The sequence below is a fragment of the Aquabacter sp. L1I39 genome (assembly GCF_017742835.1).
Classification (GTDB): domain Bacteria; phylum Pseudomonadota; class Alphaproteobacteria; order Rhizobiales; family Xanthobacteraceae; genus L1I39.
The window spans coordinates 3061964-3085868 of sequence record NZ_CP072392.1 but is presented as its reverse complement, the minus strand read 5'-3'; the positions used below and the strand labels follow the sequence as shown (position 1 = coordinate 3085868).

Genomic DNA, 23905 nt, shown 5'->3' with positions numbered 1-23905 from the left:
CGTCGGCCCCTGCTATTCCACGCGGGCCCATGTCCTACACGCTTCAGTATGGCCAGATCTGGCCCTTTCTCCCTCGCCTCCTGGAGGGCGCCGTGGTCTCGCTGCAGATCGCGGTGCTCGCCTTTTGCGGGGGGCTCTTTATCGGCACCGCATGCGCGGCGATCCGGACCTTCGGACCGCGCTGGCTGGCGCGCGTGGCGGGCCTTTATGTGGTGTTCTTCACCAACACGCCCCAATTGGTGCAGATCTACTTCCTCTATTTCGCCTTGCCGGATATGGGGATCCTCCTGTCCTCCTTCGCCGCCGTGGTGATTGGGATGACGCTCAATGCGGGCGCCTATCTCACCGAAATCCAGCGCGCCGGGTTCGAGAGCCGCCGCGCCTCGGAGATGGAGGCGGCGGAGGTGATGGGCTTCACCCGCCTCCAGCAGATCCGCTACGTGATCCTGCCGCATGTGGCGCGGGTGCTGTTCCCGCCTTTGTCGAACCAGTTCATCATCGTCACGCTCGGCACGTCCATGGCCGCCGTCTTCGGCGTCGAGGAACTGACCGGCGAAGCGTTCAACATCAATTCCCAGACCTTCCGGTCCATCGAGGTCTTCACGGTGACGGCTGGGATCTATGTGGTGCTGACCCTCGCCGCGTCCGTGGCGCTCGCCTTCATGGGCCGCGCCCTCTTCCGCGCCCGCACGGAGCTGATCTGATGTGGAGCCAGATCGTCGAGGAGTGGCCGCGCTTCGCCACCTATTACAACTTCCTCTTCATCGCCAAGGCTGCGGGTACGACGCTGGCCTTGTCGGCGCTGGGCTGTGTGTTCGGCAGCCTGATTGGCCTTGGCCTTGCGGTCTGCCGGGTGACGACCAGCCGCTGGCTCGCGCCCGTGCGGGTGGTGGCGCTCCTGCTCACCGAAGTGTTCCGTCGCGTGCCCTTCCTCGTCACGCTGATGCTGTGCTTCTTTGCCTTCCAGGCGACGGGCTATGACATCCCGCTGTTCGTGGTGGCCGCCGTCTCGGTGACGCTGATTGCGGGGGCCTTTCTCGGGGAGATCATCCGCGGCGGCTTCAAGTCGGTGCATGTGAACCAGTGGGAAGCGGCGGCGGCGATGAACTTTTCGCTCATCGACACCATTCGCCTCGTAGTGCTGCCGCAGGCCTGGCGCATCGTGTTGCCGCCAGCCTTCGGCTTCTTCGTCATGTTCATCAAGGATACCGCGCTCGCCTCGCAGATCGGCGTCATCGAGCTGACCTATGTGGGCAAGGTTCTCAACAACAAGGGCTTCTCGGCCGCCTTGAGCTTCGGCGTCATCCTTCTCGTCTATTTCCTCATTTCCTACCCGCTGTCGCGCCTCGGCGCGCATCTGGAGGCGCGTCTTGCATCATCTCGACATCGCCGGGCTTGAGGCCCGCTACGGCGAACATACCGTCCTGTCCGGCGTGGACATCGCCGTCGGCAAGGCGGACGTCATCGGCCTCATCGGCCCGTCCGGCTCCGGCAAGAGCACCATTCTGCGCGTGCTCATGGGCCTGCTGCCGCCGGTGGCCGGCACCGTGAAGCTCGACGGCATGCCCGTGAATTATGGGGATACGGCCCAGGTGCGGCGCCTGCGGGACCGCATCGCCATCGTGTTCCAGCAGTACAATCTGTTCCAGAACATGACTGTTCTGGAAAATGTCTGCGTGGCGCCGGTGAAGATCAAGAAGCGCCCCCGCAAGGAGGTGGAGGAGGAAGCGCGTCTGCTCCTCGCCAAGGTGGGGCTCGGCGACAAGCTGAAGCGCTATCCGGATGAATTGTCCGGCGGCCAACAGCAGCGTGTGGCCATCGTGCGCGCCCTGGCGCTGCACCCGGAAATCCTGCTCCTGGACGAAGTGACGGCGGCGCTTGATCCCGAACTGGTGTCGGAGGTGCTGGACACCATCCGCCTGCTCGCGAAAGAGGGCATGACCATGCTCATCGTCTCTCACGAAATGGCGTTCATCCGGGAGGTGGCCTCCCGCGTGGTGTTCATGGCAGGCGGACGGGTGGTGGAGACGGGCGCGCCAGCGCAGATCTTCGACCAGCCGACAGAGGCCCGTACCCGGGATTTCGTGTCCAAGATCCTGCGGCACTGAACAAAAAAAGGCGCGGCAACCGAACGGTGCCGCGCGCATCTCGTAAACAGGCCTTGAAGCGATCAGCCTTTTCAGCCGATCCGTTCTCGTGCCCATCAACCCTGGGCGGTGCCTTCCGCAGCCGCGGGACGCGGCGCGCCGGGACGGCCGCCGGGCGTGCGGGGCTTGGCACGGGGCTTGGGCAGCAGGCCTTCGCGCTGGGCGGCCTTGCGGGCGGCCTTGCGGGCCCGGCGCACAGCCTCGGCACCCTCGCGGGCGCGGCGCTCGGACGGCTTCTCATAAGCCTTGCGCTGCTTCATCTCGCGGAAAATGCCTTCGCGCTGCATCTTCTTCTTCAGCACGCGCAGGGCTTGGTCGATATTGTTGTCTCGAACCAGAACTTGCATAAGCAGATGACCTCTTTCCGGCAGATCGCCGTTCGGGTTTGGCCGCTTGAGATCGGCCTCAGGCTTCAAAGAAAAGCCCCGCATCCACCAAGGGAGCGGGGCTCTCTGTCCGGTTCACTACGCTCTTTTCGCCGCCAGTACATCCGTGATCGGTGAGGAACGCTGTGAAGCTGCCGGGCGGTAAGGCTCGGCATCGGCTGGAGACTGAGACTTAACCGGTTCACAAACCGGCCCGCCGATCAGCCACCAAGGCTAAGACAGAAATCCAAGGTCCGGTCAGCAAGCAGACCGGACGGCCCGTCAGTCGGCGAGCGACAGATTGGCAGCAGAGCTCTTGCCGCTGCGCTTGTCGGCCACGAGATCATAATTGACCTTCTGGCCTTCGCGCAGGGGCGGCAGGCCGGCGCGCTCGACCGCGCTCACATGGACGAAGGCATCGGCGCCACCATCATCGGGAGCGATGAAACCGAAGCCCTTTTCGGGGTTGAACCACTTGACGGTTCCCGTAGTCATGGGAAACCCTTTCCAGATAGAAATAGATGTCGCACCGCGTTTTACGCGGAACCGTCGAAAAAAGTTTTTCGGAGGGATATCGTCAGCGACGCGCCACTTATTCGGGCACAAAGCCAAGTCGTCTGACCGTTTATCGACGCTGGCATGATGGGCGCTGCAGGCGCAGAAGTCAAATTTAATCGACCCAGCGTCTGGAAGGCCTTGCGTCACAAGGCCCCATGTCCTTCATCCTACTCGGACATTTCGGCGGGGGGCGATCAGCGCACCGTGTCGAGCGTATGCTTATTGAGGCTACGCAAATGGTGGGTCACCGCGCGCCGCGCCGCCTTGGCATCCTCTTGCCCCAGGGCCTCCACGATCTGCAGATGCTCGGTGGAATCGGCCTCCAGCCGGTCGGCAAGATTGGAAATCTCGAACAGGCGGGTCGTGACTCGCAGCGTCCGGATCATGTCCGCCAGCACCTGGTTGCCGCAATTGCGGGCGTAAAGCTCATGCAGATTGTCGTCGGAACGCCAATGGGCGTCTGTGTGATAGGGCACGGCGGTGCGCAGCGCGTTGATCTCGGCCCGCACGCTGGCCATCTCGGTGGGCGGGATGCGCCCGGCGGCAAGCGCCGCAGCCTCGGGCTCCAGGATTTCCCGCACCCGCAGGCTCTGGAGATATTCCTTCAGGTCCACATGGCGCACCAGGAAGGAGCGCCCCGTGCCCTTCACCACCAGCCCTTCGCCCTCCAGGCGCTGAAGCGCCTCCCGCAACGGCGTGCGGGAGATGCCCAGCGTCTCGGCAAGACGCTGCTCGACGATGATCTCGCCACCGTGCAGGCGGCGATCGCGGATCATCTCCGACACCGCATTATAGGCGAGATTGGACAGGTTGATCCCGCCACCGCGCCCGCTCTCGCGGACGTGCCCGTCTTCGCCATCGGTGTCGCTCATGCGCCGGTCTCCGGATCAGGGAAGCAGGGGATCGCGGGTCGTCGCGTAAGGCGACTTGGCGCGCGACAGGTGCTGTCCCAGCCCCTTGGCGCCCACCAATTCACCGTTCCGCGCCACGCTCTTGCCGCGCAGCAGCGTATGGACCGGCCAGCCGGTGAGTTCGATGCCCTCATAGGGGGTATAGTCCGCCCCGTCGCGGATCAGGTCATGGGTGAGTGTCTGCCTCACCGTGGGATCCCAGATGGCGATGTCGGCGTCCGCCCCCACCGCGATGGAGCCCTTGCGCGGATAAAGCCCATAGGTCTTGGCCGGATTGGTGGCGGTGACGGCCACGAACTGCTCAAGCGAAATGCGCCCCTTCATCACCCCTTCGGAGAACAGCACGGGCAGACGCGCACCCACGCCCGGAATGCCGTTCGGCACCCACCGGAAGGAGGTGCGGCCTTTCGGAGTGAGCTTGCCCTGCGGGTCGTCATAGCGGAAGGGGCAATGGTCGGACGAGAAGACGGTGAAGACGCCGGTGCGCAGGCCCTCCCAGCAGGCTTCCTGGCTGGCGGTGTCGCGCGGCGGCGGAGAGCAGACATATTTGGCGCCCTCCATGCCCAGCCCGTCCAGATCCTTCTCGGTCAGGACCAGATACTGGGTGCAGGTCTCACCCAGCACGGTCAGGCCCTTCTGCTGCGCCCAGCGGATCTGTTCCATGGCCTCCCGGTTGGAGACGTGGACGATCATCACCGGCACATCCACCAGCTCTGCGAGCGAGATGGCGCGGTGCGTGGCCTCTCGTTCCACTGCGATGGGGCGCGAGGTGGCGTGGAAGCGCGGCGCCGTCTGGCCGCGCTTTTCCAGCATCTCGGTGAGATAGCGAATGGCGTCGTAATTCTCCGCATGCACCATCACCAGCGCGCCGGTGTCGCGAGCGACCGACATGACATCCAGGATCTCGCGGTCGTTCAGCGCGAGGCCTTCATAGGTCATGAAGACCTTGAAGGAGGTGTAGCCGTCCGCCACCAGGGCCGGCAGTTCCTGGCCCAGAACCTGGTCGGTCGGGTCGGAGATGATGAGGTGGAAGGACACGTCCACATGGCACGCACCTTCGGCCTTGGCGTGGTAGTCGGTCAGCGCCTGCCGCAGGCCCTGGCCTTTTTCCTGCAGGCAGAAAGGCATGAGCGTGGTGGTGCCGCCGAGCGCCGCCGAGCGGGTGCCGCTCTCAAAGTCATCCGCCATCACGATGCCCTCGCCAGAGGGCTGCGCGATGTGCACGTGGGCATCGACGCCGCCCGGCAGCACGAGCTTGCCGGTGGCGTCGATCACCTCGTCGGCGCCGGTGAGCGCGGTGCCGAGGGCAACGATGCGCCCGTCCTTGATGGCCACGTCGCAGATGACGCGATCGGAAGCAGTCACGACGGTTCCGCCGGAAATGATGGTATCGTAAGAGGCCATGGCGCGTTGTCTTTGGTCAGTGTGCACTGAACCGTATACAGATCGTGCGCAAATTGCATCCCACCCGGCGGGAAAATCCCACTTACCGCAAAGCGGCCCCCATCAGCAGTCTGAGAGGCCGTACAAAGGGGCATAGTTCGATTTACATCATGCAAAGAAGAGCGGACACCGCCTGCCGGCAAGATGCAGAAGGCCGCATTTAGTTCGTTGACAAAGTTACGTATTCTTCTTGTTCCCACGCCCTTGCTTTCGCGCTAGACCACGACCCTTCCAGTGGCGCCGCCGGAGAGACGGACGTGTCGGATCTATTCAGGCGTGAAGCATTGGAGAGCCTCTCCGGCGCCAGCGGCCTCGGGCAGAATCTGCGTGTCGTATCGCCGCTCGGCTGGGTGGCGCTGGCCACCACCCTCGCCCTCATCGCCGGCTGCACGCTGTGGTCCATCTTCGGGAGCTACCGCGTCACCGTCTCCGGCATCGGACTACTGGTGCCGGAGAATGGAGCCTTCGTCCAAGTCTACGCACCCAAATCTGGCTGGCTCGAAAGTTATTCCGACCGCGGCGACAGCGTGAAGCAGGGCCAGCTCATCGCCCGCCTCTCCTCCCCCGAGGGCCAGGAACGCCTGGCCGATGCGGACAGCCGGCTGGAACAGCTCAAACGGCAGCGCAGCGAGCTCATCACCCGCTTTGACGCGCGCATCGCCAATGAGGAGCGCGCCGCCGCCCGCCGCCGGGAAGCGCTCAATGAGGCCATCAGCCTGGGCGAGGCCCGCGTGCGGGAACTCCAGTCCATGCTGGATGCCCGCGAGGGGCTCCAGTCCAAGGGCCTCATGACCAGCGACCGGGTGCTGGAGGTGCGCGAGCGCCTGTTCGCGGCCCGGGAAGCCATTTCGCGGGCGCGGGCCGACATTCTGACCATAGACGCCCAGATGATCACCCTGCGGGCCCAGCACGCCCAGGACCTCGACACCCTGGATCGCCAGATCCGCGACAGCGAAGGCCAGCTCACCCAGGTGAGCCTCTCCCAGGACCTGGCCACCTCCATCTATTCGCGAGTCACAGGCACCGTGGTGCTGGACGAGGTGACGAGCCATGCTCTGGTATCTGCCGGCCAGCGCATCCTGGTTATCGAGACCGGCGACAAGCGCCTGGAAGCGCTGCTCTATGTGCCCGCCGAGCAAGGCAAACAGGTGCGGCCCGGCATGGAGGTGCAGCTCTCCCCCACCATCGCCAAGAAGGAGGAATACGGCACCCTTCTCGGCCGGGTGGTGAAGGTGGATCCCGTGCCGGAAACGGAGACGGCGCTTGCGGAACGCCTGAGCAATCGCGACCTCGCCCGCCAATTCACCAAGGCGGGTCCGCCGCTCCAGGTGGAGATCCTTCTCGACAAGGGGAAGGACGGCCCGGACAGCTATGACTGGACCTCCTCCCGCGGCCAGGAGATCGAGCTCACCTCCGGCACCTTGCTGGAGGGCCAGGTGACCGTGCGCACGGGGCGGCCCATCGCCCTGGTGATCCCCGCCATCCGCCACTGGCTTGGCCTATGAGTGAAGCGCGCTTCCAGCCGACGCGCCGCGTGTCCGTCCCCACCGTGCTCCAGATGGAAGCGGTGGAGTGCGGCGCCGCATGCCTTGCCATGGTGCTCGCCCATTACGGACGCTGGGTGCCGCTGGAGGACATGCGCGTCGCCTGCGGGGTGTCGCGCAATGGCAGCAATGCCAAGAGCCTCCTCCAGGCCGCCCGCGCCAATGGCCTGGTGGCGCAGGGCTGGCGGCTCGAGCCGTCCGGGCTCCAGGGCAAGAGGCTGCCCGTCATCCTGTTCTGGGAATTCAACCATTTCGTCGTGCTGGAAGGCATCGGCCGCAACAAGGTCTATCTCAACGATCCCGCCAGCGGCCCACGCACCGTCTCCCATGATGAGTTCAACACGGCCTTCACCGGGGTGGCCCTTGTGATGGAGCCGGGCCCCGACTTCGAGGCGGGCGGGCAGAAGCCCCGCGTGTGGGGCCCGGTCCTCGACCTGTTGTCGGACTCCAAGGCGGCCATCGCCTTCCTCGCCATCGCCGGGATCGCGGCGCTTTTGCCGGGCATCTTCGTTCCCGCCGCCACCAAGATTTTCGTCGATGAAATCCTGCTCAACAATCTGAAGGACTGGCTGCGTCCCCTCCTCCTGGGCCTCGCCTTCGCTGCGGCCTTGCGGGCGGTGCTCAGCCGGCTGGAGGGCTACTTTCTGGCCCGCCTGCAATGGAAGCTCGGCACCGTGGTGGGCTCCGACCTCACCTGGCACATCCTGCGCCTGCCGCCGCGCTTCTTCGCCCAGCGCTATACGGGCGATGTGGCGGCGCGGCTGCACTCGGCCGAGCAGATCTGCACCCTCATCAGCGGGCAGGTCTCCACCCTGTTCGTCTCGGGGCTGGCGACCCTCTTCTATGCCTGGCTGATGACGCTCTACGATCCGCTCCTCGCCACCATCGGCATCGCCATGTCGGCGCTGAATGCCGTGTTCGCGCAGATGGTCGCCCGCTGGCAGGAAAACGCGGTGCGCGGCCTCCTGCGGGAGGATGCAGCGCTCTCCTCCGTTGTGGTCAACGGCATCCAATCTATCGAGACGCTGAAGGCCAATGCGTCGGAAGATGACTTCTTCGCCCGCTGGGCCAGCCACCAGACCCGCCTGATGAATGCGGTCCAGGCCATGCAGGTGCCGGGCCTCGTTCTGGGCATGGTGCCTGGCATCCTGGGTGCCGTGGTGCTGGCACTGATCCTCGGCGTCGGCGGCCTTCAGGTGATGGACGGCATCATCACGGTGGGCACGCTCGCCGCTTTCCAGAGCATCCTGTCCACCTTCTCCGGCCACGTCTCCGCGCTGGTGCGCCTCGCCTCCTCGCGGCGAGAGCTGCGGGGCAACCTGGAGCGCATCAACGACGTGATGCGCTACCCGCTGGATGAGCGCTGGACCACGCCTGCCGCTTCCTTCGCTCCCCCGCCTCCTGAAGGGCGGCTGTCCGGCACGGTGGAGGTGAAGGACTTGTCCTTCGGCTACAATCCGCTGACGCCCGCCTTGGTGCGGGGCTTCAATCTCGCCATTCCCTCCGGCGGCCGGGTGGCATTGGTCGGGCGTTCCGGCAGCGGCAAGTCCACGCTGGCGCGCATGGTCGTCGGACTTGCCGAGCCATGGGGCGGCCAGGTGTGCTTCGATGGCACGGACATGCGCCGGATCGCCCCGGCGGTGCTGTCCTTCTCACTGGGCTTCGTGGACCAGAACATCGTCCTGATGGATGGCACCGTGCGGCAGAACCTGACCCTTTGGGACCCTTCCGTTCCCGAGGCCGACATGGTCCGAGCCGCCAAGGATGCGGAGATTCACGACGTGATCGCCACCCGCCCGGGCGGCTATGATGCCCCGGTACGCGAAGGCGCCTCCAACTGGTCCGGCGGCCAGGCCCAGCGCCTGGAGATTGCGCGCGCGCTCACCCGCCAGCCCAGCATCCTGGTGTTCGACGAGGCCACCTCCGCGCTCGATGCGGGCACCGAGGCGCGCATCCTGGAGAATCTGCGCCGGCGCGGCTGCTCGCTCATTCTCGTCACCCACCGCCTCAGCGCCATCCGCGATTGCGACGAGATCCTGGTGCTCGACCAGGGGCAGGTGATCGAGCGCGGCACCCACGCCCAATTGTGGGCAGCCGATGGCGCCTATGCGGAGCTGATCCGTGCCGGCTGATCGTCTTTCCCCCCTCGATACGGGTGCCGTCCGGCGGCTCGGCGACGACCCAGTCCGGCTGGGCGTCGCCGCCTATGAGGTGGTCGAGGGCATGCTCGGCCTCTACGCATCCGCCCCGGGTCGGGCGGGCAGCCGGCGGCTGGCCGAGACTTTCCCTGCGGGCGAAATCATCTTCGCCCTCCCGCCGCACCCGGCCATGGACGTTTCCGGCTTCGCCCTGGCGCCGGAGACGGCCATTCGCTCGCTGGACATGCCGGCCTTCCTAGGGCGCCTTGATGCTGGCGACCCGGCCGCCATGGCGCGCATGGAGGCGTTCATCGAACGCATGGCGCGGGCCTTCGCGGAGCCGGAGGCCGGCCGCGTCGTTTCCATCGCGGAAGAGACCGAGAGCCTGCCGCCGAACACGTCGGTGCGGCCACAGAAGGGCCTGCTCTGGATCGAGGTCATGCAGGGCGATGTGTCACCCGATCTTGATCCCGCGCACCTGCTCCAGGCGGGAGCGCCGCCGGCGCCTCTGTCCGCCGCCTCCCCCGGCGCCATGCATGCGGTTCAGGACCCCGCCGACGTCATCTGCCGCGACAGCCGGGCGCTGGCGCGGGAAGGCCAACTCGCCATAGCCTTCGGTGCCCATCTCGCCCGGGTCTCGGGAGCCATTGCGGCAAGTCTTGTGGCGGCGGCGAACCGTGCCGCAGAACGGGTGCGCACCGCCCCCGCCCGCGACCGGGCGGCGGCTGCGCGGCCCTTTGCGGCGCTGGGCGGGAAGCGGGCGCCAGCAAGCGACGGCGATGCCGATGCCCTGACAGAAGCCTTCCTCCAGGTGGCGCAAGCCAATGCGGTGGAGGTGTCTGCCGACGCCCTATCTGCCGCCACGGCGACGGAAGCCGACACACCAGAAGACCGCCTCGCCGCCCTGGCACTGGCGTCGCGGCTGAGGGTGCGGCCCTTGCGGCTGAGTGACGGCTGGCAGCGCGGCGGCCAGAGCCTGATCCTCTTCACGCAAAGCCAGGCCCGCCCCCTTGCCGCCATCGCAAGATCCGGCTGGCGCAGCGGCTACGACATCTATGAAGCGGACGGAACGCCATGGGCCGGCAGGACAGAGCACCTGTCCGATATTGCCTATGCCATCCAGCGTCCATTGCCCGACGGCCCGGTGGACGGCAAAGCCATGCTGCGCTTTGCCCTCCCCTTGGCAGGTCCGCTTGCCCTTCCGGTGCTGATGGTGGCCCTGTTTGCCGGCCTCCTGGGGCTCGTCACCCCCATCGGCACCGAGATCCTGTTCGACACGGTCATCCCGTCGAGCTCCGTGCCCCAATTGCTGCAATTGGTGGGCGGCCTCGCAGCGCTGGGCGTGGGCATGACGGTGTTCGAGCTGGTGCGCGGCTTCCTGTTGCTGCGCATGACCACCCTGGTGAATGCGGACCTGGAAGGCGCGATCTGGGACCGCCTGTTGCGCCTGCCGGCGACCTTCTTCCGCAGCTACACCGCCGGCGACCTGGCATTGCGCGCGGCGGCCATCAACCAGATGCGGGACACGATCGGTGGCGCGGTGCTCAACACCTTGCTGTCCGCAGTCTTCTCGGTGACGAGCCTGTGCCTGCTCATTTATTACAGCTGGAAGCTGGCCGCCATCTCCGCCGTGCTCGTGGGGCTGCAGGTGGCGGTCACCATTGTTTCCAGCCTTCTCATGATCTCCATGAACCGGCAGGCGCTCGCCACCGACGGCCGCCTTCAGGCGCTCTCGCTGCAGATCCTCACCGCCATCGGCAAGCTGCGGGTGGCGGGCGCCGAATCCCGTGCCTTCGGCCGCTGGGCGAGCCTTTTCCTCGATCGCAGGAGCCTCGACTTCCGCAAGCACCGCCTGTCCGTCGCCGTCGAAACGGTGGGCGCCGTTCTCGGCGTGCTCTCGACAGGCGTTCTCATTGGCGCAGTCGGTTTTGGGTTGACGGACATCGGCATCGCGCAGTTCGTCGCGTTCAATGCCGCGTTCGGCCAGTTTCTCTCGGCCGCGCTCTCGCTCACTGGCGTGGTTCCCGCCTTGCTGACCCTCGGCACCTTGTACGAACGGGCGGCCCCCTTGCTGCGCACCACGCCGGAGGATGGCGGGCGGCCGAACGGCTTCGGCGTGCTGCGGGGCGAGGTGGAATTCCACAATGTCACCTTTCGCTATGACGCGGACGGTCCGCTGGTGCTGGACGGCGTCAGCCTGCGCGCGCGGCCTGGCGAGTTCATCGCCATTGTCGGCCCCTCGGGCGCCGGCAAGTCCTCCGTGCTGCGGCTGTTGCTGGGCTTCGACAAGCCGTCAAGCGGCGCCATCTTCTTCGATCACCAGGACGCTGCCTCCATTGACCTGCGTGCGGTGCGCCGGCAGATGGGCGTAGTGCTGCAGAATGGCCATGCCGCCACCGGCTCCATTCTCGATAATATTCTCGGCGGCGCACCGCTCACCGAGAGCGATGCTTGGGCGGCGGCGCACCTGGCGGGGCTCGACGAGGACATCCTCCAGATGCCCATGCGGATGCATACCTTCGCGGGCGAGAACGGGACCCTGCTCTCCGGCGGGCAGCGCCAGCGGCTCCTGATCGCGCGGGCGGTGGTGCGCCGACCCAATCTGCTCCTGTTCGACGAGGCCACCAGCGCGCTCGACAATCGCAGCCAGCAGATCGTCACCGACCGGCTTTCCGATCTCAAGGCGACCCGCATCGTGGTCGCCCATCGCCTGTCCACCATCATGGCCGCCGACCGCATCTATGTGCTGGAGGCTGGGCGGGTTGTGGAGGAAGGGACGTATGAGGAATTGATGGAGCGGGACGGGGTTTTCACGGAATTGGCGCGCCGTCACATCTCGTGACACACCAGGAGCCAAGCTCATGGTTATTGCTACATATTCTTTCAAAAATACCTTATTTGAGACACGAATATTCATAATTTGAACATTCACGCCGATCCACGACCAAGGTATATGTGTTGAGGATTGAACACGGGATCTATCCGATCCACAAAAGGCGGGAACGCCCGCCGCCCGAGGGCACGGCACGGCATCTCACCGAAACAGGTTTTTTGCCATTTCATCCTGCACAGCGAAGAGGGAAAGCCAGGTCCTGAACGTCATCGGGCGGCACCGAATTTCAAGAACTGTGCTGCGGCAATCAAGAGACACGCAAGAGGAGAGAAGCAAATGTCCAACCAGCCGAACGAGAACCAGATGCTGTCTGACGACGAACTCCTGCCCGTCAGCGGCGGGACTGCGGTGTCCTCCGGCGGCAGCTGGGGCGTCGGCGCCTCCGGCCGCCCGGTCTATAACCGCTGGGAAGTGGACGCGGACGGCGCGCGCACCACCACCTCCGGCTCCGTGAGGCCGGAACGCCTAGCCGACGGCCGCACCAACTATTGGGGCATGGGCGCCGACGGAAAGGAATTCCTGAAGGGCACCCGCTGAGGGCAGCCCTCCAATACGCAGGCCACATGCTTGAAGACATGACGGCTCGGACGCCCCCCTTCGCAGGGGCTCTCCGGGCCGTCTGACGTTATCCTCCGGAGCAAAGGGCCGCGCCTCAATCGTGGATGGAGGAGAGGAACTGCTTCAGCTCCGCCGTCTGGGGCGCGCCGAACAGCTCCGCGGGCGGGCCGGCCTCATGGACGCGGCCCTGGTGCATGAAGATGACGCGATCCGCCACCTTGCGGGCGAAGTTCATCTCATGGGTCACCATGAGCAGCGTCATGCCCTCGTCGGCCAGGCTCTCGACCACCCGCAGCACCTCGCCCACCAGTTCGGGATCGAGCGCACTGGTGATCTCGTCGCACAGCATGACTGCTGGATCCATGGCAAGCGCCCGGGCGATAGCGACACGCTGCTGTTGGCCGCCGGAGAGCTGCTCGGGCATGGCGTCGAACTTTTCGGCAAGGCCGACGCGCGCCAGCAATTGCCGGGCACGGGCCTCGTTCTCCTCGCCCTTGCGCTTCTTCACAAGGCGGGGCGCCAGCATCACGTTACGCCCCACGGAGAGGTGCGGGAACAGGTTGAAGCTCTGGAAGATCATGCCCACGCGCTGGCGCAGCTCGCGCATGGCCAGCGCGCTGTCGTGCAGCAGCGGCTTGCCGTCCACGATGAGCGAGCCCTCCTGAAACTCCTCCAGGCCGTTGATGCAGCGCAGGAGCGTGCTCTTGCCGGAGCCGGACTTGCCGATGATGGCCACCACCTCGCCGCGCTTCACGTCGAGGTCGATGCCCTTCAGCACCTCGTGGTCGCCATAGGATTTGCGCAGCGCCGTGATGCGCACGATGGGCGCGCCCACCTGCGTGTGCGGGGCGACGAGGACAGTGCCCGCCTGCGACGGCTCAGTGGCGGCCGACATGGAGTTTCCTTTCGAGCGAACCGGCATAAAGGCTGATGGGGAAGCACAGGAGGAAGTAGATCGCCGCCACGCAGCCATAGACCAGCAAGGGCTGATAGGTGACGTTGGCGATCATGCCGCCGGCCTTGGTCAGTTCCACGAACCCGATGACCGAGGCGAGCGCGGTACCCTTGATGACCTGCACCAGGAAGCCGACCGTCGGCGGCACGGCGATTTTCAGCGCCTGCGGCAGGATGATATGGCCCAATTGCTGGCCGAAGGAGAGAGCAAGGGAGGACGATGCTTCCCACTGGCCCTTGGGGATCGCCTCCACGCAACCGCGCCAGATTTCGGTAAGATAGGCGGACGTGTAGAGGGTGAGCGCAACCGACGCCGCCACCCAAGGTGAGGTATCGATGCCGAACAGCGCGATGCCGAAATAAAGCAGGAACAGCTGCATCAGCAGCGGCGTGCCCTGGAAGAGCTGCACATAGGCGCCGATCACCCGATCGGCGACCTTGTTCTTGGTCAGGCGCAGGACCAGAAGCGCCAGGCCCACAAGACCGCCACCGACAAAGGCGATGAGGGAGAGCGCCACCGTCCAGCGGGCCGCAAGCAGCAGGTTGCGCAGGATGTCCCAGAAGGTGAAGTCGACCATCCGCGCCTCCTTTAGCGTCCGAATACGAAACGCGGGCCGACCCAGTTGAGCAGGCGGCGCACGGCGATGGCGAGGCCGAGATAGATCACGGTCGCCACGATATAAGCCTCGAAGGCCCGGAAATTGCGGCTCTGGATCAGGTTGGCGGCGTGGCTCAGTTCCTCCATGGAAATCTGCCCGCACACCGCCGAGCCCAGCATGACGATGATGATCTGGCTCACCAGCGCGGGCCACACCCGCTTCAAGGCGGGCGGCAGGATCACATGGGTGAAAACCTGCACCCGGCTCAGCGCCAGGCTCTCGCCCGCTTCGATCTGGCCGCGCGGCGTCGAGATGATTCCGGCGCGGATGATCTCGGTGGCATAGGCCCCCAGATTGATGGTCATGGCCAGGATGGAGGCTGTGAGCGGGGTCAGCTTCACGCCCGCCGCCGGCAGGCCGAAGAAGATGAAGAAGAGCTGCACGATGAAGGGGGTGTTGCGGATCACCTCCACATAAGCGGCGGTGACCAGTGCAAGCGGCCGCGGCCCCTTGGCGCGCGCCCAGGCGCAGGCGACCCCGATCACCGAGCCAAGAATGGTGGCAATGGCGGTCAGGCCCAGCGTCCAGGCCGCGCCCACCAGGAGCAAGTGCCATTGGGCAAAAAGGGGCCAGAAATCGAGTGCGACGCGCATGGGGCGGATCCGGAAGGCGGAAGAAGGTCAGGCGCCGCACGGATCGGATCGGCTCACTGCCGGCCATCCGCCCCGTTCACGGGGAAAGGCGACGCACCCAGGCTGGGCCGGATCCCTCGACCCGGCCCAGCCTCAGGGATGGCTCAGAGCGGCAGGTCCCCCGTCCCGCGCTTCAGCCACTTTTGGGAGAGCTTCTCCAGCGTTCCGTCGGCCTTGGCGGCCAGCAGGATCTCGTTCACCTTGGCCCGCAGGGCGTCCTCACCCTTGGCGATGCCCACGAAGCAGGGGCTGTCACGCAGCAGGAGCTTGTATTCAACGCCCAGGCTGGGGTTCTTCTGGGCCAGCACCCCGATATTGGAGACGCTGGTGGCGATCACATCCGTCTGTCCGGCGGCAAAGGCGGCGGTGGTGGCGGCCTGGTCCTCGAAGCGCTTCACATTGGTGGTGGGCGGCGCCACCTTGGCCAGCATCTCGTCTTCCATCGCACCGCGGGTGACCGCGACGGTCTTGCCGGCGAGATCATCGAAGCTCTTGATGTTGGTGGTCTTCAGCGCGAACACGCCCTGATAGAAAGGCGCATAGGCCACCGAGAAGTCGATGATCTTCATCCGCTCTTCGTTGCGGCCGAGGGTGGAGACGACAAGGTCCACCTTCTTGGTCTGGAGATAGGGAATGCGGTTGGCGCTGACCACCGGCACCAGTTCCGCCTTCACGCCCATCTTCTCACCGATCAGCTTGGCCACGTCGATGTCGAGGCCCATGGGCTGCAGGTCCGGACCCACGAAGCCGTAGGGCGGGTAATCGGTGGGCACGCCGATCTTCAACACCTTGGCCTTCATGATGTCGTCCAGCTGGCTCTGCGCCATGGCGCTCCCGGCGGCGAGCGTGGCGAAGGAAAGGCTGAGGGCGACGAGGAAACTGCGCTTCGACAGCATGACGGAATGGACCCCTTCTGCACCGTTAATGGGTTCGGCACCCATGGTTGCTGGCTGAGCCAGAAGCAATCCATGGGCCAATTCGGAGCGGTGACGCGTAAAATGCAACTGACCTATGGAAACGGCCCTAGACCGGCCTCTCGACAATCGCGGCGCGGAGCAGGTCGACGCCGGCCAGGAAGTCGCCAATCTCCATGGCTTCGGCGGGATTGTGCGAGCCATTCGCGTTGCGCACGAAGACCATGGCGGCGGGAATGCCCGCATTGGCGAAGACGGCAGCGTCGTGCCCGGCCCCACTGGGAATGCGCTCCACCGGCTGCCCGATGGCGCGCCCGGCAGCCTCGATGCGCTCGATCCAGGTGCTGTCCATGGTGGCCGGCGCGGAGACGAGCCGGTCATCGAAGGAGAAGGTGACGCCCCGCGCCTGCCCAACAGCCTGGCATTCCTGGAGCATCAGGTCGTAGAAGCGCTCCAGCGTGTCCTTGTCCTGGCTGCGCACCTCGAAGCTGAAGCGCGCTTCCCCCGGGATCACCGAGACCGCATGAGACTGAGGCGCGGTGCCCAGAATGCCCACCGTCATCACCAGGTCCATGCCCATCTGGAGCAGAACACGCCAGTGTTCATCGAGCCGGGAGAGCAGGTCGGCCACCGCCAGCACCGCATCCTTGCGCAGCCACCGCGGCACGGCGCCCGAATGCCCCGCTTCGCCCCGGCAGGTGACCGTGGTGTGGCGGATATTTCCGCGAATGCCCGTCACCACCGCCGCCGGCCATTGCCGGGCGATCATCACTGGCCCTTGCTCGATATGGAGTTCCAGCCAGGCCGCCACGTCGCGGGGCCCCACCAGCGCCTCGCCGCGCGCGACCGCATCCACGTCCACGCCGCTGCGCGCCATGGCCTCGCCCAGTGTTCCCGTGCCGCTTCGGTGGCGCAAGGCGAGAGCACCGGCGGGGAGTTGCCCGGTCAAGGCGAGTGAGCCGGTATAGGCCTTGCCGTACCAGGCGCTTTCCTCGCCCCGCAGTGCCAGCACCCGCACCGGCGGGGCCTGCCGCGCCCGGCCCTTGAGATCCTTCAGCACAAGCAGGCCAGCGATCACACCGGCCAAGCCATCGAAATTGCCGCCCTGGGGCACGGAATCCAGATGCGAGCCCACCACCACCGGGGGGTCAGCCCGATTGTCTTCCGGCAGGCGCAGCCACAAGTTCTGGAAGCGGTCGCGAGCAGCGGTGAAGCCGAACGTGCCCGCCCACCGCTCCACCGCCTGCATGGCCAATTCCTCACCCGGACCGAAGGCCTCGCGGGTGACGCCGATACCGTCGTCGGAGAGGGCACGGATCTCCTCGAAGAGATCCGCGGCCAATTGTGCGCGGTCGCTCATGCGCCCACCCCGCCATTTTCCAATGACCAGCGAACCGGATCCGCATCGAAGGCGGCAAGCGTCCGCTCCGCCTCAGGGCTCAACGCCCCCTCGGCGCGCAGGGCGGCGAGGAGGTCCGGCCAGTGGGTCAGCGCATGGATGCGCGGCGCCTCCGCATCGGCCAGACCCGCCGTGCGCGGATAGATGGCGTAGTCCAGGATGACCAGAACGTCGTCCACCACCGCATCGCCCTGGCGCAAGGTCTTTGCGGCGGCGAGCTTGGAGCGGCCGTCGGTGGTCACGTCGTCCACATAGATCAGGCGCGCATGCGGCGGCAGGCGGCCCTCCAGGCGCGCCGTCTGGCCCCAGCCCATGGGGCGCTTGCGCAGATACAGCAGCGGCAAGGCCAGGCGCTCGGCAATCCAGGCGGCAAAGGCGATGCCCGAGCTTTCGGCGCCGACGAGGGCATTCACCCCATGGTCCGCCACCACGGGCGCCATGGCAGCGGCCGCAAGATCCATGATTTCGGTCCGCAAACCTACGTCCGACATGATGAGGCGGGTGTCCACATAGACCGGGCTTGCCCAGCCCGACGTGTAGACAAAGGGTTGCCCGGTGGTGATCCGCACTGCGCCGATCCCGACCAGGATGGACGCGACACGCGCGGCGGAAGAGGAAAGCGAGCGCTCGGACATGGCAGGAGGATCACGGCAAGGAGGGGGCCGCAACCTATGGGGGCGTCCGCGCCGCCGAGAAGTTCAAAATCCGTTTCCGAGCCATCGCATTTTGCGATGCCACCGCGCCGTCGCTCCGGCCCGGCCTACACTTTGCGTCGAGGGAGGCCGAACGGATCCCGCCGCCCACCTCTGCCTCAGCAGCGCATGATTGCACACAAAATGCCCACTCTCGCCCCTTCTCGCACATTTTTGAGGCAGATCGATCTCGGCACCCTCGACCTCTTCGTTCTCGTCTGCGAGACGGGAAGCATCGCCCGGGCTGCTGCGCGGGGGAATATCGCGGCCTCTGCCCTCAGCCGACGCATCTGCGAACTGGAGCGCCTGCTGGGAGGCCCGCTTCTGGTGCGCCATGCCCGTGGGGTGCGCCCCACCGATCTTGGGGCGCAGGTGCTGGAGCACGGCGTCGACATATTGGTGGAGGTGGAACGGCTGCGCATCGCGTTGGGCGAGTTTTCTCAGGGCGTGCGCGGCCGGGTGAGGCTCGCGGCCAGTGCCTCGGCGGTGGAGCAATTTCTGCCAGCGGACCTCGCCGCCTTTGCTGCGGACCACCCCGAGATCCGCATCGCTCTTCACCAGAGCAGCAGCCAGGAAGTGGCACGGGCGGTTCTGGCGGGCGAGGCCGATCTCGGCATCTGCGGGGAAAGCGAGACGGCCGTCCACCTTCCCTCCCGACCCTATCGCGCAGAGCGGCTCGTGCTGGTCACCCGTCTCGACCATCCCCTCGCCGACCGACCGGATGTCGCCTTTGCGGAAACGCTCGACTTCGAGCAGGTGGGCATGCGCGGTTCGAGCACGGTCCAGATCAACCTCAATCGCGAGGCACGGGAGGCGCGCCGCGCGCTGCGCCAGAGGGTGGAAGTGAACAGCCTGTCCGCCATGTGCCGGATGATCGAGTGCGGCATGGGCATTGGCGTCATGGCGAGCGGGGCCTTCCAGGCGCTGGGCAAGACCGGCCTTGCCGCCATTCCCCTCACCGACCCATGGGCGTCGCGCACCCTGAACCTCTATGCGGTGGATTTCGTCCGCCTTCCCGCCCCGGCCCGGCGCCTTGCGGATGCACTTGCCACGGCCTCGGCCTGAACAGGCCGTCTTGGGCGCGCAGCTGGACGCATTTATCCTCTTTGATGACACCGCCAAAGATTCAAGGGCTTGCGTCCCGCGCCGACCGCGTCATTCTCCGCGGGCCTTCCCCTCGGGCCGACACGCCCGTCTTTCGAGTCGTCTTATGCCTGCCTCCACCCAGCGCGGCGTCTGGCTTGCGCTTCTGGCCGTATTTGTGGCCATGTGCTGCATGCAGATCGGCGCTGCCCTCGGCAAGCTGATCTTTCCCTTGGTGGGTGCCGCCGGAGCTTCGGCCCTGCGCATCCTGTTCGCCAGCCTCATCCTGCTGGCGGTCTTCCGCCCCTGGCGCGCGCTGCCAAAGGGCAACGCCTGGCGCCCGCTTCTGCTCTACGGGGCGACCTTGGGCTTCATGAACCTGTTTTATTACCTCGCCATCGCTCGCATCCCGATTGGCATCGCGGTGGCGCTGGAGTTCCTCGGCCCGCTCACGGTGGCGGTGCTGAATTCGCGCAAGCCGTCGGACTGGCTCTATGTGGCGCTGGCGGTCGTTGGGGTGGCCATCCTGCTGCCCATTCATGGAGGCGCCGACCCATTGGATGCACTGGGCGTCGTGCTGGCCATCCTCGCGGGGGCCTGCTGGGGGCTCTATATCGTCTTCGGCCAGCGCACGAGCGCTGTGGTTCCCGCCGGCACCGCGACCGCCATCGGCATGGTGATCGCCTGTTGCGTGGTGCTTCCGGTGGGGATCGCCCAATCGGGCGCGGCGCTGCTGACGCCGCACATTTTGCCCATCGCAGTGGGCATCGCGCTTCTATCCAGCGCCATCCCCTATTCGTTGGAAATGATGGCCCTGAAGCGCCTGCCGGCCCAGACCTTTTCGATCCTGATGAGCGGCGAGCCCGCCTGCGCCGCCCTCTCGGGCTTTCTCATCCTGGGCGAGCGGCTGAGCCTCAGCCAATGGATCGCCATCGCCTGCGTGATGGCGGCCTCCATCGGCTCAAGCCTGTCGGCCCGCAACCGCGCTCCGCCGGCCGCCCCCGCATGACGGCCGGGCGGAAGGTCAGGCCGCCTGCTGGAGGGTCGGTGCCTCGGCGGGCGTGTCCGCATGAGCTGGGTTGAGCAGCTTCTCCTGGCACAGCTCCGCCAGTTCCATCATTTCGGCCCCCACCGCGAGGGTGGACTGCTGGAGGAAGGCCATTTCCTTGGAAAAGGCGACGCCGGGATTTTCCACCTTGGACAGTTCCGCGAACAGGCGCCCCTGTTCCTGCACCTGGCCGGCGACGAAGCGCTGCCAATGGGTGGCGAGGGCCATGGGCAGGTCCACCCAATAGGTCCGCGCGAAGGTCATGGGCCAAGCGGCGCCAGCGGTAGCATCGGGCAGCTTGAAAGGCATCTGAGGCATGCTGCCCGTCCCCCAGCCGGTAAAGGGCTGGAACAGCGGAGAGTCACTCATGGTCGATCTCCCTGACTTAAGATCTTAACATATCATAAACACATCCCCATTTCGTCATTGCGACAGATCAAGGCCCCGCTTTCTCTTGCGGTCCATCTCCGGCATGGTCGGAATGGCGCGCGAGACACAAGCGCGGCGCACCGATGCCACGCCGCCCAAGGACGCGCCGATGGGTGGATCCGCAGCCCGAATGGGCCAGAGCCGAGGAGAAACAGCGCCATGAGCCAGTTGCCCGACGATTTCCGCGAGATCCGCCTGGAGCTTGCCCGCGAGAAGGACCATCCCCAGGGCGCCCGCGACTTCGGCTATTCCTTCGTGGCACCACTCGATGAGAGCGGGCGCATCGAGCCCACGCTCTGGACCAAGCACCGGGACGCCTGCCGCGTGGTGCGCTTCCGCCCGAGCGAGGCGGACGAGATCGGCCATCTGGTCCGCCGGCCAGGCGGCAGCTGGGCCTTCCATTACGATGTGAGCGGCACGGACGACGACGAGGCCGGATACCGTTTCGGCGATGAGCGCTTCACGGTCGGCGAATATGTGTCCATCCGCGAGGACGAGCAGATGCACACCTATCGCGTGGTGTCCGTCGAGCCCGTGTGAGGCATAAGCGCCCGTCAGCCCGGCAACCGGGCCGGCGGGCGGCCATCCGAGAGCAGCAGGTCGCTCTCATCCTTGAGGTCCACGCCCGTGAGGCCACGGCGGAAGGCTTCCTTGATGAGCCAGGCCAGCTTGAAGGCCGCCGCCGCGTGGGGGAGGCCCACCTCCCGCACGTTGGAGATGCAGTTGCGCTCCGCGTCCGAGCGGCCCGCCTTCGGATCGAAGGTCAGATAGAGGCCGAGGCTGTCCGGCGAGGACAGACCCGGCCGCTCGCCCACCAGCACTACCACTGCCCGCGCCTTCAGGAGCGCCCCTGCCTCGTCCCCCAGCGCCACGCGCGCCTGCCGGGCGACCACGACGGGCGCCAGGCGCCAGCCCTCGGCCGCGATCCAGGGCTTCAGGGCGGCGAGGAACGGCACCGCCTGCGCATGCACCGCCGCCGAGGACAGGCCATCGGCCACCACGAGCGCGAGGTCCACGGACCCGCCCGATTTTCCAGCCTCAGCGAGCTGCTCGCGGCTTTCCTGCGACAGGCGTCGGCCAAGATCCGGGCGTCGCAGATAGACATCGCGGGCCGGCGCGGCACTCAAGGCCGCGATGACGGGAAGTCCGAGGCCCTCAATGGCCGAGGTGACCCCCACAGCGTCGAACGGCGTGTGCACCGCATCGCGGGCCTGGGCATGGGCGAGGGCGAAGCGCAGTACTTCGTGGGTAGGCAAGCTGGCACCGGTGCGCCCCAGCGCGATGCGGGCCGGCGTGTGGCGGGCGAAGGCGAGCCAGGGGTCCCGGTCGATCATGCCGCGCGCTCCGCCACGAAGCCCACCAGCGGATGGCTGCCGCTGGCCGGCAGGAGCTTTCCATCCGCGCCCGTAATCCCCATGCGCTCCAGCCACGCCTCGAATTCCGGCGCCCGCTTCAGCCCGAACACCTCGCGCACATAGAGAGCGTCGTGGAACGAGGTGGACTGGTAATTCAGCATCACGTCATCCGCACCCGGAATGCCCATAATGTAGGTGATGCCCGCCGCTGCCAGAAGCGTGAGCAGCGTATCCATGTCGTCCTGGTCGGCCTCGGCATGGTTGGTGTAGCAGACATCGCAGCCGAGCGGCACACCGAGCAGCTTGCCGCAGAAATGATCCTCCAAGCCGGCGCGGATGATCTGCTTGCCGTCATAAAGATATTCGGGGCCGATGAAGCCGACGACCGTGTTCACCAGCAGCGGCTCGAACACCCGGGCCACCGCATAGGCCCGCGCCTCGCAGGTCTGCTGGTCCACGCCGTGATGGGCATTGGCCGAGAGGGCCGAGCCCTGCCCCGTCTCGAAATACATGGCGTTCTGGCCGAGCGTCCCGCGCTTGAGGGACTTGGCCGCCTCATGGCCTTCCTTCAGCACCGCCAGATCGACCCCGAAGGAGCGGTTCGCGGCCTCCGTCCCGGCGATGGACTGGAACACCAGATCCACCGGCGCGCCCCGGTTCATCAGCTCGATGGAGGTGGTGACATGGGTGAGGACACAGCTCTGGGTCGGAATGTCGAACCGCGTAATCACCTGGTCCATGAGCCGCAGCAGCTTGTCGATCACCGGCAGGCTGTCGGACGCCGGGTTGATGCCGATCACCGCATCCCCGCAGCCATAGAGCAGGCCGTCCAGGATGGTGGCCGACACGCCCGCCAGGTCATCCGTGGGATGATTGGGCTGAAGGCGCACCGCCATGGTGCCGGGTAGACCGATGGTATTGCGGAAGCGCGTCACCACCCGGCACTTGCGGGCGACCAGGATCAGGTCCTGGTTGCGCATGATCTTGGATACCGCCGCCACCATTTCCGGCGTCAGGCCGGCCGCCAGCGCCGCCAGCACCGCCGGGGTGGCAGCCTCCGACAGGAGGAAGTCGCGGAAGTCGCCGACGGTCAAGGTCGAGACGGGCGCGAAGGCCGCCCCGTCATGGGCATCCAGGATGAGCCGCGTCACCTCGTCCGACTCATAAGGAATGAGCGCTTCCGAGAGGAAGGCCTTCAGCGGCACCTCGGCGAGGCACATCTTGGCTGCCACATTCTCTTCCGCACTTGCCGCCGCGATGCCCGCCAGCATGTCGCCGGACCGGGGCGGCGTGGCCTTGGCCATCAGGTCCTTCAGATCAGCGAAGACGTAGCTCTTGGGACCGACGCGGTGGGTGAAGGACATGCGGCACCTCACGGGAACGGAGGCACCGATTACGCTCGGGAAATTCGCGTTCCTCAAGAGAAAAGTGCACGCCACCGCGCCATGGCCCTTCCGCGACGCCCTTTGCCGAGCGCCAATGGGGAATTCAGGCCTCCGCAGGCCGCAGGCCGCGCACGATCAGATCATAATAATCGAGCGCCACGTCCTGCGCGCTCTTTTCGCCATCCGCCCGGAACCAGCGGGCCATCCAACTCAGCATGGAGAGGACGGCACGGCCGACAACGGCCGGCTCGACGCCCCGGAACGAGCCGTCCGCCACGCCCGACGCGATGATGGCGCGCAGCACGCCCTCATGGGCATCGCGCAGCCGCAGGGCATCCGCACGCTGGGCGTCCGACATGCCGGAGAAGCCCACCAGCATGGTGAGGAACGCGTCTGAATTCTCGGCCAGGTAGCAGGCATGGGCGATCATGAAGCGCTTCAGCCGCTCGGGCGGCGGCGCCTCGGCCTCGGCGGCGGCGAGCCCGGCCTCGTGGAGCCCCCTCAAGGTCGCCACGATGATGGCGTCATAGATCTCCTGCTTGGAGGCGAAGTAATTGTAGATGGCGCCCTTGGAATAGTTCATGGCCGCCGCCACCTGGGCAAGCGAACTCTCCGCATAGCCTTGCGCGGCGAACAGCCGGGCGGCCTGCTGGAGGATCTCGGCACGCGGATCGGTCAGCAGCGGGGGACGCCCAAGGCGCCGGTCCGCGCGGGCCGCTTCCGCCGGCAGGGCCACCGCTTCGCTCTGCGCGTCATCCGCGCGGGCCACCACTTTTTTCCGCACGTTCGCTCCGCCCG

24 protein-coding genes are annotated in these 23905 nt (G+C 66.3%); 10 read left to right on the top strand and 14 right to left on the bottom strand.

The window, feature by feature from the left end:
• Window positions 1–29: 29 nt before the first annotated feature.
• Genes J5J86_RS13755 through J5J86_RS13745 form a run of 3 tightly spaced genes read left to right on the top strand, consistent with a single transcriptional unit; the run spans window position 30 to window position 2108 of the window.
• Entirely contained in the window at window positions 30–704 is a 675-nt protein-coding gene (locus J5J86_RS13755) for an amino acid ABC transporter permease (protein ID WP_209098876.1), read from the top strand.
• Complete coding sequence (locus tag J5J86_RS13750) at window positions 704–1399, top strand: amino acid ABC transporter permease (protein ID WP_209098874.1); 696 nt, start codon at window positions 704–706, stop codon at window positions 1397–1399. Before J5J86_RS13755 ends, J5J86_RS13750 begins: the two co-directional genes overlap by 1 nt.
• Window positions 1371–2108: an amino acid ABC transporter ATP-binding protein gene (locus J5J86_RS13745; protein ID WP_209098872.1), complete on the top strand. Its 738-nt coding sequence runs from the start codon at window positions 1371–1373 to the stop codon at window positions 2106–2108. Before J5J86_RS13750 ends, J5J86_RS13745 begins: the two co-directional genes overlap by 29 nt.
• A gap of 95 nt (window positions 2109–2203) precedes the next feature.
• On the opposite strand, the gene rpsU is transcribed toward J5J86_RS13745, so the two are convergent.
• The 4 genes from rpsU to hydA all read right to left on the bottom strand — a co-directional run bounded on the left by rpsU (window position 2204) and on the right by hydA (window position 5385).
• The gene (gene rpsU, locus J5J86_RS13740) at window positions 2204–2494 is read right to left on the bottom strand and encodes a 30S ribosomal protein S21 (RefSeq protein WP_209098870.1); all 291 of its coding nucleotides are present in this window, start codon (window positions 2492–2494) and stop codon (window positions 2204–2206) included.
• A gap of 300 nt (window positions 2495–2794) precedes the next feature.
• Window positions 2795–3007 carry a cold-shock protein gene (locus J5J86_RS13735; protein ID WP_209098868.1) on the bottom strand — a complete coding sequence of 71 codons (213 nt, stop codon included), beginning with the start codon at window positions 3005–3007 and terminating at the stop codon, window positions 2795–2797.
• A 257-nt stretch (window positions 3008–3264) separates the two neighbouring features.
• Window positions 3265–3942, bottom strand: coding sequence for a GntR family transcriptional regulator (locus J5J86_RS13730; protein WP_209098866.1), 678 nt, complete (start codon window positions 3940–3942; stop codon window positions 3265–3267).
• Window positions 3943–3957: 15 nt separating this feature from the next.
• Window positions 3958–5385, bottom strand: a complete 1428-nt coding sequence (gene hydA / locus J5J86_RS13725) for a dihydropyrimidinase (protein ID WP_209098864.1) — start codon at window positions 5383–5385, stop codon at window positions 3958–3960.
• Between the two features lie 296 nt (window positions 5386–5681).
• Here hydA and J5J86_RS13720 point away from each other — a divergent pair, with 296 nt between their 5' ends.
• The 4 genes from J5J86_RS13720 to J5J86_RS13705 all read left to right on the top strand — a co-directional run bounded on the left by J5J86_RS13720 (window position 5682) and on the right by J5J86_RS13705 (window position 12536).
• Entirely contained in the window at window positions 5682–6929 is a 1248-nt protein-coding gene (locus J5J86_RS13720) for an NHLP bacteriocin system secretion protein (protein ID WP_209098862.1), read from the top strand.
• On the top strand, window positions 6926–9100 hold the full coding sequence (locus J5J86_RS13715) for an NHLP family bacteriocin export ABC transporter peptidase/permease/ATPase subunit (RefSeq protein ID WP_209098860.1): 2175 nt from the start codon (window positions 6926–6928) through the stop codon (window positions 9098–9100). The genes J5J86_RS13720 and J5J86_RS13715 overlap by 4 nt, the downstream gene beginning before the upstream one ends.
• Window positions 9090–11948, top strand: a complete 2859-nt coding sequence (locus J5J86_RS13710; RefSeq protein WP_209098858.1) for an NHLP bacteriocin export ABC transporter permease/ATPase subunit — start codon at window positions 9090–9092, stop codon at window positions 11946–11948. Before J5J86_RS13715 ends, J5J86_RS13710 begins: the two co-directional genes overlap by 11 nt.
• 327 nt (window positions 11949–12275) lie before the next feature.
• The gene (locus J5J86_RS13705; protein WP_209098856.1) at window positions 12276–12536 is read left to right on the top strand and encodes a hypothetical protein; all 261 of its coding nucleotides are present in this window, start codon (window positions 12276–12278) and stop codon (window positions 12534–12536) included.
• Between the two features lie 115 nt (window positions 12537–12651).
• Here the strand turns inward: J5J86_RS13705 and J5J86_RS13700 are convergent, their stop codons facing one another.
• The 6 genes from J5J86_RS13700 to J5J86_RS13675 all read right to left on the bottom strand — a co-directional run bounded on the left by J5J86_RS13700 (window position 12652) and on the right by J5J86_RS13675 (window position 17750).
• Complete coding sequence (locus J5J86_RS13700) at window positions 12652–13452, bottom strand: amino acid ABC transporter ATP-binding protein (protein ID WP_274706637.1); 801 nt, start codon at window positions 13450–13452, stop codon at window positions 12652–12654.
• Window positions 13436–14089, bottom strand: a complete 654-nt coding sequence (locus tag J5J86_RS13695; RefSeq protein ID WP_209098854.1) for an amino acid ABC transporter permease — start codon at window positions 14087–14089, stop codon at window positions 13436–13438. The genes J5J86_RS13700 and J5J86_RS13695 overlap by 17 nt, the downstream gene beginning before the upstream one ends.
• 11 nt (window positions 14090–14100) lie before the next feature.
• Window positions 14101–14763 (bottom strand): amino acid ABC transporter permease, encoded by a 663-nt coding sequence (locus J5J86_RS13690; RefSeq protein ID WP_209098852.1) that lies wholly within the window; start codon window positions 14761–14763, stop codon window positions 14101–14103.
• Window positions 14764–14906: 143 nt separating this feature from the next.
• Window positions 14907–15698 carry a transporter substrate-binding domain-containing protein gene (locus J5J86_RS13685; protein WP_209098850.1) on the bottom strand — a complete coding sequence of 264 codons (792 nt, stop codon included), beginning with the start codon at window positions 15696–15698 and terminating at the stop codon, window positions 14907–14909.
• Window positions 15699–15825: 127 nt separating this feature from the next.
• Window positions 15826–17076, bottom strand: a complete 1251-nt coding sequence (locus J5J86_RS13680) for a hydantoinase/carbamoylase family amidase (RefSeq protein WP_209098848.1) — start codon at window positions 17074–17076, stop codon at window positions 15826–15828.
• Window positions 17073–17750 carry an orotate phosphoribosyltransferase gene (locus tag J5J86_RS13675; RefSeq protein ID WP_209098846.1) on the bottom strand — a complete coding sequence of 226 codons (678 nt, stop codon included), beginning with the start codon at window positions 17748–17750 and terminating at the stop codon, window positions 17073–17075. The genes J5J86_RS13680 and J5J86_RS13675 overlap by 4 nt, the downstream gene beginning before the upstream one ends.
• 201 nt (window positions 17751–17951) lie before the next feature.
• On the opposite strand from J5J86_RS13675, the gene J5J86_RS13670 reads away from it, so the two are divergent.
• Together J5J86_RS13670 and J5J86_RS13665 are read left to right on the top strand one after the other, a co-directional pair.
• Entirely contained in the window at window positions 17952–18872 is a 921-nt protein-coding gene (locus J5J86_RS13670; RefSeq protein ID WP_209098844.1) for a LysR family transcriptional regulator, read from the top strand.
• A 145-nt stretch (window positions 18873–19017) separates the two neighbouring features.
• Complete coding sequence (locus J5J86_RS13665; protein WP_209098842.1) at window positions 19018–19899, top strand: EamA family transporter; 882 nt, start codon at window positions 19018–19020, stop codon at window positions 19897–19899.
• Window positions 19900–19914: 15 nt separating this feature from the next.
• On the opposite strand, the gene J5J86_RS13660 is transcribed toward J5J86_RS13665, so the two are convergent.
• Window positions 19915–20307, bottom strand: coding sequence for a hypothetical protein (locus J5J86_RS13660; RefSeq protein ID WP_209098840.1), 393 nt, complete (start codon window positions 20305–20307; stop codon window positions 19915–19917).
• Between the two features lie 219 nt (window positions 20308–20526).
• Here J5J86_RS13660 and J5J86_RS13655 point away from each other — a divergent pair, with 219 nt between their 5' ends.
• Window positions 20527–20907 carry a hypothetical protein gene (locus J5J86_RS13655; protein WP_209098838.1) on the top strand — a complete coding sequence of 127 codons (381 nt, stop codon included), beginning with the start codon at window positions 20527–20529 and terminating at the stop codon, window positions 20905–20907.
• Between the two features lie 14 nt (window positions 20908–20921).
• Here the strand turns inward: J5J86_RS13655 and eutC are convergent, their stop codons facing one another.
• From eutC to J5J86_RS13640, 3 genes are all read right to left on the bottom strand, one after another.
• A complete protein-coding gene (gene eutC / locus J5J86_RS13650; RefSeq protein WP_209098836.1) occupies window positions 20922–21701 on the bottom strand; it encodes an ethanolamine ammonia-lyase subunit EutC in 780 nt (259 codons plus the stop codon).
• Window positions 21698–23086: an ethanolamine ammonia-lyase subunit EutB gene (locus J5J86_RS13645; protein WP_209098834.1), complete on the bottom strand. Its 1389-nt coding sequence runs from the start codon at window positions 23084–23086 to the stop codon at window positions 21698–21700. Before J5J86_RS13645 ends, eutC begins: the two co-directional genes overlap by 4 nt.
• Window positions 23087–23210: 124 nt before the next feature.
• The gene (locus J5J86_RS13640) at window positions 23211–23876 is read right to left on the bottom strand and encodes a TetR/AcrR family transcriptional regulator (protein WP_247657596.1); all 666 of its coding nucleotides are present in this window, start codon (window positions 23874–23876) and stop codon (window positions 23211–23213) included.
• Window positions 23877–23905: the final 29 nt, after the last annotated feature.